Annotated in this window: 15 protein-coding genes and 2 pseudogenes; 8 read left to right on the top strand and 9 right to left on the bottom strand. The window is 69.5% G+C overall.

Annotated elements, in window-relative coordinates:
- Positions 1-16: 16 nt before the first annotated feature.
- Positions 17-439: pseudogene (locus tag O7553_RS11120) on the bottom strand (ASCH domain-containing protein); the annotation flags it as partial.
- 153 nt (positions 440-592) lie between these two features.
- Here O7553_RS11120 and O7553_RS11115 point away from each other — a divergent pair.
- From O7553_RS11115 to O7553_RS11100, 4 genes are all read left to right on the top strand, one after another.
- Positions 593-1,117, top strand: a complete 525-nt coding sequence (locus tag O7553_RS11115; protein ID WP_281554717.1) for a GNAT family N-acetyltransferase — start codon at positions 593-595, stop codon at positions 1,115-1,117.
- Positions 1,118-1,292: 175 nt separating this feature from the next.
- Complete coding sequence (locus O7553_RS11110) at positions 1,293-2,063, top strand: aminotransferase class IV family protein (protein WP_281554716.1); 771 nt, start codon at positions 1,293-1,295, stop codon at positions 2,061-2,063.
- Positions 2,064-2,437: 374 nt separating this feature from the next.
- Positions 2,438-3,364: an RNA polymerase sigma-70 factor gene (locus O7553_RS11105; protein WP_281554715.1), complete on the top strand. Its 927-nt coding sequence runs from the start codon at positions 2,438-2,440 to the stop codon at positions 3,362-3,364.
- Entirely contained in the window at positions 3,361-3,744 is a 384-nt protein-coding gene (locus O7553_RS11100) for a DoxX family protein (RefSeq protein ID WP_281554714.1), read from the top strand. The genes O7553_RS11105 and O7553_RS11100 overlap by 4 nt, the downstream gene beginning before the upstream one ends.
- Before the next feature lie 48 nt (positions 3,745-3,792).
- Here the strand turns inward: O7553_RS11100 and O7553_RS11095 are convergent, their stop codons facing one another.
- From O7553_RS11095 to sthA, 6 genes are all read right to left on the bottom strand, one after another.
- The gene (locus O7553_RS11095; protein WP_281555571.1) at positions 3,793-4,065 is read right to left on the bottom strand and encodes a DUF6510 family protein; all 273 of its coding nucleotides are present in this window, start codon (positions 4,063-4,065) and stop codon (positions 3,793-3,795) included.
- Positions 4,066-4,129: 64 nt separating this feature from the next.
- Positions 4,130-4,882, bottom strand: coding sequence for a ferredoxin reductase (locus O7553_RS11090; RefSeq protein ID WP_281554713.1), 753 nt, complete (start codon positions 4,880-4,882; stop codon positions 4,130-4,132).
- A complete protein-coding gene (locus O7553_RS11085) occupies positions 4,852-5,454 on the bottom strand; it encodes a sulfite oxidase-like oxidoreductase (RefSeq protein ID WP_281554712.1) in 603 nt (200 codons plus the stop codon). The genes O7553_RS11090 and O7553_RS11085 overlap by 31 nt, the downstream gene beginning before the upstream one ends.
- Before the next feature lie 83 nt (positions 5,455-5,537).
- Positions 5,538-5,852: a type II toxin-antitoxin system PemK/MazF family toxin gene (locus O7553_RS11080; RefSeq protein WP_278168906.1), complete on the bottom strand. Its 315-nt coding sequence runs from the start codon at positions 5,850-5,852 to the stop codon at positions 5,538-5,540.
- The gene (locus O7553_RS11075) at positions 5,849-6,100 is read right to left on the bottom strand and encodes a hypothetical protein (RefSeq protein ID WP_281554711.1); all 252 of its coding nucleotides are present in this window, start codon (positions 6,098-6,100) and stop codon (positions 5,849-5,851) included. Before O7553_RS11075 ends, O7553_RS11080 begins: the two co-directional genes overlap by 4 nt.
- A 211-nt stretch (positions 6,101-6,311) precedes the next feature.
- Positions 6,312-7,715 carry a Si-specific NAD(P)(+) transhydrogenase gene (sthA, locus tag O7553_RS11070; protein WP_281554710.1) on the bottom strand — a complete coding sequence of 468 codons (1,404 nt, stop codon included), beginning with the start codon at positions 7,713-7,715 and terminating at the stop codon, positions 6,312-6,314.
- A gap of 344 nt (positions 7,716-8,059) precedes the next feature.
- Between sthA and O7553_RS11065 the strand changes: the two genes are divergently transcribed.
- Entirely contained in the window at positions 8,060-8,419 is a 360-nt protein-coding gene (locus O7553_RS11065) for a hypothetical protein (RefSeq protein ID WP_281554709.1), read from the top strand.
- Between the two features lie 31 nt (positions 8,420-8,450).
- Here O7553_RS11065 and O7553_RS11060 read toward each other — a convergent pair whose 3' ends face one another.
- The gene (locus O7553_RS11060) at positions 8,451-9,434 is read right to left on the bottom strand and encodes a serine hydrolase (RefSeq protein ID WP_281554708.1); all 984 of its coding nucleotides are present in this window, start codon (positions 9,432-9,434) and stop codon (positions 8,451-8,453) included.
- A gap of 166 nt (positions 9,435-9,600) precedes the next feature.
- On the opposite strand from O7553_RS11060, the gene O7553_RS11055 reads away from it, so the two are divergent.
- Positions 9,601-10,473, top strand: a complete 873-nt coding sequence (locus O7553_RS11055) for an MEDS domain-containing protein (RefSeq protein WP_281554707.1) — start codon at positions 9,601-9,603, stop codon at positions 10,471-10,473.
- Positions 10,427-10,891, top strand: a pseudogene (locus tag O7553_RS11050) (ATP-binding protein); the annotation flags it as partial. The gene O7553_RS11055 and the pseudogene O7553_RS11050, both read left to right, overlap by 47 nt.
- Before the next feature lie 63 nt (positions 10,892-10,954).
- On the opposite strand, the gene O7553_RS11045 reads toward O7553_RS11050, so the two are convergent.
- Positions 10,955-11,998: a cation transporter gene (locus O7553_RS11045; protein ID WP_281554706.1), complete on the bottom strand. Its 1,044-nt coding sequence runs from the start codon at positions 11,996-11,998 to the stop codon at positions 10,955-10,957.
- A 188-nt stretch (positions 11,999-12,186) separates the two neighbouring features.
- Between O7553_RS11045 and O7553_RS11040 the strand changes: the two genes are divergently transcribed.
- Positions 12,187-13,143, top strand: coding sequence for a sporulation protein (locus tag O7553_RS11040; RefSeq protein WP_281554705.1), 957 nt, complete (start codon positions 12,187-12,189; stop codon positions 13,141-13,143).
- Positions 13,144-13,402: the final 259 nt, after the last annotated feature.

The following is a 13,402-nucleotide window of genomic DNA, read 5'->3' as shown; positions in this document are numbered from 1 at the left end:
CCTCGTCGGACCGCCAGATCCGCTGCACGACACGGAACCGTTCGGCCACCACCATCGTCCGGTCGTCGACGGTGAACGTCTCGTCACCGAGAGCAGCCCGCATCGGCGTCGAGTGCCAGAAGTCGACGTGGGCGCGGCGCCACCCGGCAACGTCAACGAACCCTTCGCCTTCGTCGACGGCGTGGGCGAGGTCCACCTCCGCCAGTGAAACCACCCGTACCCCGGTGGTTTCCAGTACCGCGCAGGGCCGGTCCGCCGAATCCACCAGAACCGACCGGGCCCCCACGACCGGCAGCGGCTCGTTGTCGTGCTCGTACTCGCGCAGCAGCCCGGACGTGGCCGTCTTCTCGCCGGTGAGGATCGCCGCGACCAGCCGGTCGCGCAGCGGACCGGGAAAAGCGAACTCGGCCTTCGGTTCATGGTCGACGCGGTGCGGCACGTCCTGCCCGGCATCACGGTCCGCCTCGGTCGCCACAGCCGCAGTGTACTGGCTGCGGTGCCGCCTGGTCCCGTCCACGATCGTGTGCTGCCCGCCAACGACCGTCGCGCAATTGACGTGACTGGCCACGACCAGGTAGGCCACGATGGGCCGGTGACGACGTCAGATCGGCGCGCCGTGGCGCTGCACCCGATGACCCAGGCCGAGTACGACGTACGCATTCCCGCGCTGGTGGCGGGCTATGCCGACAACCTGCTGCGGTCCGGGCGCGCCACCACCGCGACGGCGCTGACCGAGTCCCGCCGCCAGCACGCCGAGTTACTGCCCGACGGGCTGGCCACCGAGCGGATGCTGTTCCTGGTGGCGCGGCCGGCGGATGTCGACGACGCGCGCCCGGTCGGCTGGATCTGGATCGGGCTACCGGACTCCGCCGAATCGGACCGGCCGGCCTGGATCTACAACATCGAGGTGGACGCCGCCCAGCGCGGCAACGGGTACGGGCGTGCCATCCTGGCCGCTGTCGAGCCGGTGCTGGCCACACGCGGAGTCACCCTGCTCGGGTTGAACGTCTTCGGGGACAACCTGGTGGCCCGTCGGCTGTACGAGTCGACCGGATTCACCGTCACCGCCCAGCAGATGGTCAAGCCGATCGGTATCGTGCCACAGGAGTCGGTATAGCGAAACCGGCGTACCGCTGCGGGAAATCGATGCCGGACTTAACGAGATTCGGCGGGTGGCGGGCGGCCCACCCGAAACTGCAGACCACCCCACCACAGCCCAGCTGGAGGCGTGGATCGAGCTGGCCGAGCTGCGTGCGTCCACCCTGCCAGCCCGCTGACCGGAGACTGACATCATGCTTCTGAACGGGCAGCCCGTCGATCTGGATCATCTGAAGATCCTGGGTCTCACCAACTACGGTCACTTCACGTCGATGCGAGTGGACGCCGGCCGGGTACGCGGACTCGCGCTTCACCTCGATCGGCTGACAAGGGACTGCCGTGCACTCTTCGGCGCGGAACTCGATCAGCACAAGGTGCGCAGCTATGTCCGTCACGTGGTGGGTTCCGCCGAGTCGACCGTCGCCAGGGTAACGGTGTTCGACCCAGATCTCGACCTGGGGCATCCCGCCAGCGCATCAAGCCCGCAGGTGCTCGTCACGGCGCGAGCGGTGTCGTCGGTCCCACCACAACCGCTGGTGCTCACCACTCGCTGCTACGAGCGGGACGTACCGGGTGTCAAGCACCTCGGCCTGTTCGCGACGGTGTTCCATCGCCGACAGGCCCAACTCGCTGGCTTCGATGACGTGCTGTTCGTAGACAGGGAGGGTTTCATCTCCGAAGGGGCGACCTGGAACGTCGGCCTGATCGAAGGGGACGACATCGTGTGGCCGCAGGCACCGGTGTTGCCGGGAGTCGCGATGGCGTTGATCCGTCAAGAGCGCCCAGGGCATGAGCGCCGCGTCAACGTGGCGGAGCTGGACCGCTACACCGCAGCGTTCGCCACCAACGCCACGGTTGGAGTCCGGGCTGTCACCGCGATCGACGCCATCCGATGGTCCGGCATGACGCCGCTGGTCGAGCAGATCCGCAAGGACTACAGTGCCATCCCCGGCGAGCCGCTCTGATGCGCTGCAGGTAGGTACATACACCTGGCCCCGGGGCAGTTCTGCGCACCCCGCTACCGGAAGGGATCCTTCCCGTTGCGGGAACCATCCCCTGCCTCCCCTCTTGACATCTCCTCGTTGATGTAGTCCCCGACCGGGTCAGGAATTCGCGTCGAAACGCTCCGAAGTCTCGATGATCAACGGACAGAACAACAGCCCGAGCCCGGGATGAGCGTTGCCAGGCGGCGCTGAGCCATGATCCTGCCGCTGGCACCGCACTGTGACCCGGGTAACACCCTGTCATGCCGAGTCGGGGTGTCTCGTCTGTGGTGGTGAGGACAACGAGTGGAGACCACCCCATGACGATCCGTACCGAACGGCGGCGGTAGTCGGCCATGCCGCCCACCGACATCTACGACGAACTGCGTCCATGGGCGTTCACCATCGCCTACCGGATGCTCGGCAGCGTCAGCGAGGCCGAGGACGTCACCCAGGAGACGTTCCTGCGGATGCACCAGAGTGCGCGGCAAGGCGAGGAGATCAGCTCACCCCGGGCGTACGCCGCCACGCTGGCCACCCGGCTGGCCATCGACCAGCTCCGCTCGGCCCGGTCCCGCAGGGAACGCTACGTCGGCGAGTGGCTGCCCGAGCCGCTGGTCACCGACCCCACACCGGCCGAGCAGGCGGAGATCGCCGATTCGCTGTCGCTGGCCTTTCTCGTCCTGCTGGAGAGCCTGTCAGCGCAGCAGCGCGCCGCGTTCCTGCTGCGCGAAGTCTTCGACTACCCGTACCCGCAGGTGGCCGAGATCGTCGGTGCTGACGTGGACGGTACCCGGCATCTGGTCGCCCGGGCGCGCGACAGGATTCGCGCACGCCGACCCCGCTACCACACCACCCGGCAGCAACGCGACGAGCTGGCCCGGCGGTTCTTCGCCGCCGCCCAGCAGGGCGACCTGCCGGCGTTGGAGCAGTTGCTGGCGCACGACGTGGCACTGCACGGCGACGGCGGCGGCAAGGTTCCCGCGCTGCCCCGGCCGCTGCACGGGCGTACCCGGGTGGCCCGGGCCCTGGCGGCCTGGCTGCCCCGGCTGCCGGACCACGGCGTCCGGCTGCGGCCGGCCTCGGTCAACGGCCAACCCGGTGCTGCCGCCTACGACGCGCAGGACCACCTCATCGGGATCGTCGGGCTGGACATCGCTGACGACCAGGTCCGCGCGATTCACTCCATCGCCAATCCGGACAAGCTGCGGCACCTGGGCCCGGTCGGCGATTCGAACACTGTGGTACGTGCCGCTCGTCGCCGATCGAAAGGACAACCATGAATCTCGTACTGTGGATCGTCGCCGGCTGGCTGGCCGTCGTCATGGTGGTCAGCACCGGGAAGGTGCTGGTGCCCCGGGAGAAGCTGGCCTCGATGGGTCGGGCCGGGGAGTGGGTGATGGACTTCAGCCCTCGCGCGCTGTGGGCCATCACGATCCTGGAGCTGTTGGCGGCGGCAGGGCTGATCCTGCCGGCGGTGCTCGGCATCGCCCCGGTCCTGGTGCCGGTGACCGCGGTCTGCGTCGCGGTGCTGTTCACCGGTGCGGCGACCATGCGGCTACGACGCGGCGAACGCCTGACGGTCCTGCCCGACCTGGTCTATGCCGCGATGGCCGCCTTCGTCGCCTGGGGCCGGTTCGGTCCCGCGCCGTTCACCGGCTGAGTTGGTCCGACTCCGCCGGCCCAGCCGGCACGGCGGATCCGGAGAGGCTCAACCGGTCGGTACGGCGATCCGCAGGCTCAGCGCGCCGTGCAGGTCGAGCCAGACGTCGGCCGGGCCGCGTACCAGCCGCAGCAGCACCCCGGTGCAGTGCGGGCAGCGGGCGACCAGGCCAGGCGCGTCGGAGTAGACCATCAGGGCGGCCAGCGGCCCGGCCCGTCCGCACCTGGCGCAGCGGCCGATCGCGGTGGAGACGTCCACCGCGAAGATCTCGCCAAGCGGACCGGCCAGCGCGTTACCGTCCAGGTGGTGCTCGTCGGGCAGGTGCTGCTCGTCCGTCAGGTGAGGTCCGTCGGGCAGCACCGATGGCACGGGCTGGTCGGTCATGTCAACCTCCGGTAGGTCCGAATCGTTCAGTGCGGACGCGGCGGGGGTCATGCCCGAGTGCGATCAGGATGTCGGCGACCGTCTCCACGAAGCCGGTCGGCCCGCAGACGTAGCAGGCCGGTTCGAGCATCGCCGGCCAGCCGTCGGTGTTGATCCGGGAGACTCCGATCCGGCCGACCTGGCCAGGCCCGCCCTCGGGTGCCTGGCGGGTGTAGACGTAGCTGACGTCGAGACCGGCGTCGTCGCGGGCGCGGCGGCGCAACTCGTCGGCGTAGTAGACGTCGGCCGGTGCCCGCACCGAGTAGATGAGCCGGAACGGTACCCGGCTGCCGGCGGCACGCCGGGCGCGGATCATCGCCATCAGCGGCACGATGCCGGAGCCACCGGCGATCAGCAGCACCGGATCGGTCGTGTCCGGTCGCCACACGAACCAGCCGCCGACCGGTCCGCGAATCTCCACCGGGTCACCGACGGCGTACGGGCCGGCCAGGTAGCCGGAGACCTCACCGTCGGGCACCCGCTGCACGGTCAACTCGATCCGGTCGCCGTCGGCCGCGTTGGCGACCGAGTAGCTGCGCTGGGCCTGGTATCCGTCGGCGGCGGTGAGCCGCACGTCAACGTGCTGGCCGGGCAGGTGCCCGGGCCAGTCCGGCACGTCGAGCAGCAGGGTACGGGCGGTCGGTGTCTCGTCGCGGATGGCGGCGAGGTGGGCCACCCGCCAGCTCAGTCGCCCTGGTACCGCTGCTCGCGCCACGGGTCACCGTACTCGTGGTAGCCGGCGGTCTCCCAGAAGCCCGGTTCGTCGTCGGTCAGCAGCCGGATGCCGTGCACCCATTTGGCCGACTTCCACAGATACAGGTGTGGCACCAGCAGCCGGGCCGGGCCACCGTGCTCCGGGCTCAGGTCGGCGTCGTCGTAGCGGTAGGCGATCCATGCCTGCCCGTCGAGCAGGTCGGCCAGCGGAAGGTTGGTGGTGTAACCGCCGTACGAGTGGGCAAGGGCGTAGTCGGCGCTGGTGTCGATGTCGGCCAGCAGGGTGTCGAGGGAGACCCCGCGCCAGCGGGTGCCGAGCTTGGACCACTTGGTCACACAGTGCAGGTCGACGGTGACGTCCTCACTGGGCAGGTCGAGCAGTTCCGGCCAGGTCCACCGCTGCTCGGTGCCGTCCTCGGTGGTGATCACGAACTGCCAGCCGGCGACGTCGATACGCGGGGTCGGGCCGGCGGACAGCACCGGAAAGTCATCGGTCAGATACTGACCCGGCGGCAGGGTGACAGCGCCGGGAGAACGTGGACGGCCCTGGAAGCCGGGCGACACGATACCCATCGGACCGTCGTACCATCTGGTCGGACGCTCCCGCCACCGTCGGTGGGGATTGCACCCGTCCGAGGTGCCGGGCCACGACCCCCTCAGAGGTCGAACAGGTCCCGCATCGCCTCTTCCAGGCGGGCCATGCTGGCGCCGGTGACCATGCCGACCCGCTCCGCCCCGGATCTGCCGGAGATGCGGCGCATCCGGTTGACCACGACGACGCCGGACAGCGGGTCGGTCTCGGCCAGCGGCACCACGAACGGCGGCAGGCTGGTGGCACCGCGCTGGCGGACGATCGGCGCGCAGTACGGGGCTGCCCTGGGTCGCTCGTTGTGCGTGTCGCCGGACAGCACCACCACCCGGTAGCGCAGGTCGGAGCGCTCGCCGACGGTCCAGATCTCGCCGCGGTTCACGCCGCGTCAGACAGGTCGGACCAGCCGGACTCCAGCGTGTCGGCGAGTTCGTCGAAGTCGTCCAGTTCGTCGCGGACCTCCGGGTTGGCGGCCAGCCACTCCTCGTGTGCCCGGGCGGCGTCGCGGCGGGCTTCCCGGCGGGCGGCACGGTCGATCCAGTCGGAGAGTGTCATCCCGTCCCGTTCGGCAGCGGCCCGCGCCCTGGCCAGGGTCTGCGGGCTCAGCCGCAGGGTGACCATCTCTGCCATGCCGCGATGGTACGACCCGGTCGGCCGGTGTGCCGCCCCGGCCCGGCCCGGGGCGGCCGGCATGTCGCGCAATCGTGACGTTCAAGCCAGCCATTGGCGCATGCAACTGGCTCCCGAGCTGCATCGACAAGCGCTTCCTGTGGCCCAGGAAACACGGGCGGCACCGGCGGGCCCGGCTGACCCTGTGGTCCGTCGGACGGACGGCCGACTGTCAGTCGTGCAGCTGGGCGAGATGCCGCATCTTGTTCATCGCATCCAGCGCGGCGACCTTGTACGCCTCGGCGAGGGTCGGGTAGTTGAACACGGCGTCGACGAAGTAGTCGACGGTGCCGTTGCAGCCCATCACCGCCTGCCCGATGTGCACCAGCTCGGTGGCCCCGGTGCCGAAGATGTGCACGCCGAGCAGTTGCCGGCTGTCCGGGGCAACCAGCAGCTTCAGCATCCCGTACGAGTCGCCGACGATCTGCCCGCGGGCGAGCTCCCGGTAGCGGGCGACGCCCACCTCGAAGGGCACCCGGTTATCGGTGAGCTGGTCCTCGGTGCTGCCGATGAAGCTGATTTCCGGGATGGTGTAGATCCCGATCGGCTGTAGCTGCGGCATGCCACGGGCTGGCTCACCGCAGGCGTGGTGGGCAGCGAGCCGGCCCTGCTCCATCGAGGTGGAGGCCAGGGCGGGAAAGCCGATGATGTCCCCCACCGCGTAGATGTGCCCGGCCGCGGTCTGGAAGTTCTCGTTGACCTGGATCCGGCCCCGGGCGTCGGCGGTCAGGCTGGCCCGATCCAGGTCGAGGTCACCGGCTACGCCCTGGCGCCCGGCGGAGTACATCACGGTGTCGGCGGCGATCCGCTTGCCGCTCTCCAGCACCGCGACCGCGCCGCGCTGGTGGCGCTGCACCGACGCCACCTCCTCACCGAAGCGGAAGGTGACCGCAAGGTCGCGCAGGTGATACTTGAGCGCTTCGACGATCTCCAGGTCGCAGAACTCGAGCATCCGGTCCCGCCGCTCCACCACGGTGACCTCGGTGCCGAGCGCGGCGAACATCGAGGCGTACTCGATGCCGATCACCCCGGCTCCGATCACCAGCATCGACTGCGGCACCTGTTCGAGGTTGATGATGCCGTCGGAGTCGATGATGGTCCGCTCGTCGAAGTCGACGCTGGCCGGGCGGGCCGGGCGGGTGCCGGCCGCGATCACGATCTTCTCTGCGGTGACCTTGTTGCCGTGGCCGGTGGCATCGGTCACCACTACCGTGTGCGCGTCGTCGAACCGCGCCGTGCCGGTCATGATCCGTACCCGGTTGCGGGTCAACTGGCTGCGGGTCACGTCGATCTCGCGCCCGATCACGTGCTGGGTCCGGGCAGCCAGGTCACTGACCGTGATGTGATCCTTGACCCGGTAGCTCTGACCGTAGACCTCGCGCTGGTTGAGGCCGGTCAGGTAGAGGACGGCCTCGCGCAGGGTCTTGGACGGGATGGTGCCGGTGTTGATGCATACACCGCCGAGCATGTGCGCGCGCTCGACGACCATGACGCTCCGGTCGAGCTTCGCCGCGGCGATCGCCGCCTTCTGTCCACTGGGGCCGGATCCGATCACTAGCACGTCGACGTCATACACCGGCCCAGTCTGACAGGCTCGGGTTTCCAGCTGCTTACGGCCACCCCCGGCCATCCGGACGAACTGGGAAGATAGACGGGTTGCCTTCCGCAGCGAAAGGCCTACCATGGGACGATGTGCGCCATGCGAACGCGACATATATGAATATATGATGGCACGGGCATCAATGTCCGCTATGCCGTAGGCCGCTGCTTCCCTCGCCCCAGACGGGCCCCTCGCCACAGACGGATCTGAGAGGCATCACCGTGAGCCACCCGTACCGAACCCCAGCTGACCACTCTGGATTCTCCCCCTCCCGCCGCCCCCGCCGCCGGCCGGTCTGGCTGTGGATCACCGCACCGGTCGTGCTGGCCGTCCTTGTCATCGGGATCGGCGCGCTGACCAGGGGTGAGCAGTCGCAGGCGACGCCGACGCCGACAGTCGGCGAAAGCACATCGCAGACCCCACCGGCCGACACCGAAGGCTGGCAGGCATGCCAGGACCTGCGTGAGATCAGCGCGGCCGAGCTTGCCCACGACGTGAATCGGGAGATCGGCCGGCAGGCGCAGGCGTCGACCGATGCCACGCTGGCCGCTCGCGGAAAAGACCTGGTGGATGCCGCCCGGGCCGCCGCAGATCAGGAGCCGATCGAGGGCAACCTGACGATCTCGGCCGCGCAGGTCGACCTGCGCGAGGCCTGCGACCGGGCTTTCGGCCCGGCCTGACCGGCCGGTACGGTGCCGTCCGGCCGAGGGCTCAGCCGGACGGCGCCGGACGGCGCCACGTGTCGAAGGCGATGCGCACCGCCTGTTCCACCGCCGCGATGCCAGCGTCCAAGGAGCCGTGGTGGTCGGACAGCACCGCCACGAGCCAGTCGTGGTCGTCCTCGACGATCCGCCCGATGCTGTTGACCAGCCAGCGTCCGTCATGATCACCGACGGTGTCCCAGCCGTTCTTCACCCAGGTTCGGGAGCCGGCCGTGCCGGCACCGGCCGGTACCCCCCACCGCTGGCCGACGACCACCCGACCCATCAGGTCCAGCACCAGGCCCCGGTCCGCCGGTCGCAGCAGGCTCTCCTCGTCGACCAGCGCACGGAGCAGCCGGACCTGGTCGGCCGAGGTGGTGACGGTCGTTCCCCAGGCCGACCTCGGTCGGGTCTGGGTCAGGCCGAGCGCGGTGTTGACCCGGTTCAGTCCGGGGACGCCACCGATGGCGGCGAAGAGTTCACTGGCCGCCGCGTTGTCACTAGCTGTGATCATGGCCTCGACCCGGTCGCGTTGCACGGCGGTCAACGGGGTCCCGTCCCGGTCCAGTAGCAGGGCAGTGAGAATCTCCACCTTGACGATACTCGCTGTCTGGAACTGGAGCTCGTCGCCGGTACGGAACCCGGCTCCGGTGCCGCGCTCGACGACCGCGAAGCTGAACTGGCCCGGCAGCCCGGCGGCGTACCCACGTACCTGTCGGGCCGCCAGCGCAGCCCGGCGGCGCTGGTCCGCCACGACGTCCGGGGTCGGCACCGCAGAGGTCGGCACGGCCGCCACCATACCCGGCCCGCCCGCAGCCACCCGACCGCCGGCCACCGGCGAATCGGCGGCAGCCCGCCACCCGTAGCCGAGGCCGCCGGCGGCGAGCAGGCCGAGACCGAGCAGCGACCGACGGGGTGTGCCGCCACGGTAGTGGGCGCGTCGACCGGCCCGATCTACGACGCGACCACTGACCGGGCCTGTTCCGATGATCACGTGCGCTCCCACCAGATCCGGGGCCGTCTGTTCTGCCACCGGTGGTACGGGCAGCGCACGGCGGACGTTCAAATCGACGGCTCAACGGGGGGCGTGTCCGGGTGCGACCGGGTGTAACGCATAAGGTGGCGGGCATCCTCCCGATGATCGACAAGGCGGATCGACGATGGCGGACACGGCTGCGGTTGGCACGCTCGGCGTCGGCGACCATGCCTGTCTCACCTTCTCCGACCGGGAGGAGCGACTGGACCTGGTGGCGGCCTTCGTGCGTGACGGGCTGCGGGCCGGGCAGAAGGTGGTCTGCTGGACCGACTCGGTGAGCCCGGACGAGCTCACCGGTGAGCTGCACGACCGCGCGGTACGGCCTGGCTCGGCCCTGCGCCGGGGCCAGCTGCGCATCGCCTCGGCCGCCGAGTCACTGCTCGGCGGGGCACCGGCCGACGCCGGGGCGATGGTGCGGACGCTCGCGCGGGAGGCGCGGCAGGCCAGCGACGAGGGCTACGCCGGCCTGCGGGTGACCGCCGACATGTGCTGGGCGACCCGCCCGGCCGCCGCAGCCGATCAACTGGTCGAGTTCGAGACGCTGGTCGCCGACCTGTTCGCACACAGCCAGCTCTGTCTGATCTGTCAGTACGACCGGGAGCGCTTCGACGCTGTCACGCTGGCTTTCGCCGCCCGGGCCCATCCCAGGACCGTCGCGGCTCAGGTCTACCTGGAGCATCCGCTGCTGCAGATCTGCCGGCAGTACAGCCCGACCGGCCTGCGCATCGCCGGTGAGCTGGACTACCGGCACAAGGATGTGCTCGAGCTGACGCTGGCCGAGTCGGTACGGATCGACCGCCACCTGCACGTCAACTTGACCGGGCTGGACTACATCGACGGCGCCAGCGCCGGGATCATCCTGGCTGCCGCACGGGCGTTGCCGAGGTCGCGCCGGATGACGGTGTCCTGCCGACGGCTGGTCGGTACCGTGCTGTCCCTGGTCGGGGCGGATGACGTCGCTCAACTCCGGGTACAGAGGCGCCATGAGCAGCCCTGATCCGACCTCGCTCGGCATCGGGGGACGGCCGCCGGATACTGCGTCCCCGGCCGGCGCCGTCAACCAGCCGTTTGACCGGGACGGTCTGTACGGCCTGCGGGCCACGCTCAGCGCACACGCTCCCGGGCTGGACATCTCGTCCGAGCAGACCGAGCATCTGCTCATCGTCGCCGGGGAGCTCGCCACCAATGCGATACGCCACGGCGGCGGCAGCGGCCGGCTCCGGTTGTGGCGCCGCGACGATGTCCTGTACTGCCAGGTCAGCGACAACGGGCCGGGGATGCGCGACCCGCAGGTGGGGACTGTTCCACCGGACCAGGCGCGGACCGGTGGTCGGGGTATCTGGATCTGCCGGCAACTGTGCACCGAGTTGATCATCGACCGTGCCGAACCTGGGTCGGGGGCGGTGGTCACCGCGGTGATCAGCCTGGCCCGGCCGGCCGGCTCGGTGGGCGACGGTCCGGTGATACTGGTGCTGGCATCAGAAGGCCAGGACCGCGACCACGGCGAGGTAGCCGCCGAACAGCAGGGTGCCCTCGAAGCCCAGCCGGCCCCAGCCGCGGACCTGCCGGGCCAGCAGCCCACCGAGCAGCACGGTGGTCATCAGTAGCGCGGCAGAGGTGAGGAATAGTTCGTCGGGACCGGCCGCATGGTAGATCGACCCGGTGCGGTAAAAAATGTCAGCGATCACCAGGTTCAGCGCGTCGAGGCAGTTGCCACCGAGGATGGCGGCGACCGCGAGGGTCACCGCGCCGCGCCGTACCGCGGCGATCGCGGTGATCGTCTCCGGCAACGCGTTGACCAGGCCCATGAGCACCCCGCCGACGAATCCGGCCCGTAGCCCGGTCGCCTGCACCAGGCTCTCGGCGGCGAGGGCGGTCAGCCAGCCGCTGGCGGCGACGACCAGCCCGACGAGAGCGAACCGCACCCACAGCCGGCGCAGCGGACGGTCGTCGAGGAGTCCGTGGCTCTGCGGCAGATCCTGGCGGGTCTCGTTGGTGTCGACGGCTTGCCAGTAGGGCGTAACGTCGGTGGAGTGGACGATCATGACGCCGCCGAGGTAGCAGCCGACCATGATCACCGAAACCGGGTGGACCCCCACCACCGCGCCGTCCGGGGTGTAGGTAGCCAGCAGCGCCAGGGCCAGCAGCGCCAGCAGCAGGCAGCCGAAGAGCAGGTTGGACAGCGAAGCGGCAGCGTGTTCGAGGTTGACTCGCCGGTAGAACAGGTCGGCCACCGCGACTGCGGTGGTCTGCGCAGCGATACCGCCGACGGCGTTGCTGTAGGCCAGTTGCGGAGCATCGCTGACCGCCGTCACCGCGGTCATCACGATCCCGGACAGCGAGGTCGCCAGTCCGAAGAAGACCGCGCCGAAGACCGCCTCTCCCCAGCCGGTCCGGTCGGCGAGCGCGTCACCCACGGCGACGAGCCGGATCCCACCGACCACCGTCACCACCCCGGCGATCGCGAACGCGGCTATCGACCAGGTGACAGGCCAGTCCGCCGTCGCCACGAAATTCGGCATAAGACGTATTTTTTCATATTGTCCGGCCGTCACATGCAATATCACCGGACCACGTGACGACCGCCCACGACAACCGGTCACCATCGATCAGGATAAACTGAACACTACCCACAACTTCCACACTGGATGTCCGATGTGCCGACGCCGGCAGGACAAGGGTCTGTCAATCAAGAACGAGAGGAACGTACGTGGTATTCAAGAAGATGCTGGGTGCTCTGGGAATCGGCGCTCCCAGCGTCGACACGGTGCTGCAGAACCCCAACGCCCGGCCAGGCCTGGCCCTCACCGGGCAGGTGAACATCACTGGCGGCAGCCACGACGTACAGCTGGACCAGATCACCGTCAGCTTGGTCACCCGGGTGGAGGTGGAGGCCGGCGGCGAGGACCACAACGCCCTGGCTGAGTTCCACCGGTTCCCCGTGTCCGGCGGCATCCACCTGCGCGAAGGCCAGCAGTTGTCGTTGCCCTTCCAGTTCCCGGTGCCGTGGGAGACCCCGGTGACCGATCTCTACGGGCAGCGCCTGCACGGCATGACCATGGGTCTGCGGACCGAGGTCGCCATCCCGGGGGCGATCGACCGGGGCGACCTCGACGCGGTGCACATCTACCCGCTGCCGTTGCAGGAGCGGATCCTGGAGGCGTTCGCCCGGCTCGGCTTCGCCTTCAAGGGCGCCGACCTGGAGTACGGCCGGCTGCACGGCGTGCCCCAGACCCTGCCGTTCTACCAGGAGATCGAATACTACGCCGCACCCCAGTACGCCGGCGGCATCAACGAGGTCGAGCTGACCTTCGTGGCCAGCGAGTACGGCGTCGACGTCGTACTGGAGTTCGACAAGCGCGGCGGTCTTTTCCGCCCGGGACACGACTCGTACGGCCGCTACCGGGTCAGTCACGCAGACGCCGACCAGGTGGACTGGACCGCCCAGGTCGACACCTGGGTACGCCAGGCACTCTCCCAGCGCCAGTCGCTGATTGGCGGGTACGGCGCGCCCGTTGGGCATCACGGTGGGTCGGGAATGGGTGGGGTCGTCGCCGGCGCGGTCGGCGGCGCCGCGCTCGGCTTCGCTGGCGGGATGATCGCCGGCGAGGTCCTCGACTCGTTCGGCGGGGACGACGACTCGGGTGAGGAGTTCGAAGAGGAGTGACCATCCGCCGGGGGTTGGCGCCCGACCGGCGCGCCAACTCCCGGCGACCTGGCGATGCCACCAGGTCACCGCGGTGCCCGGCACACGATGGAGAGAGAACCGGCCGGCACCCCCTGATTATCCACTGCAGACATCTGATCACCGGTGGTTCGGCAATTCGACTGGGTCTTTCGACAGCTGGCGTTGCAATGCTGAGCGACACAGACGTAGGTTGTGGTCAGCCGACCGACGTACACGGCCACCCCGTTCCGAGCGGCGG

The organism is Solwaraspora sp. WMMA2059 (assembly GCF_027497315.1).
Lineage (GTDB): Bacteria > Actinomycetota > Actinomycetes > Mycobacteriales > Micromonosporaceae > Micromonospora_E.
Note: the sequence above shows the minus strand (reverse complement) of the source record. Positions and strands in the feature narration are given on the sequence as shown.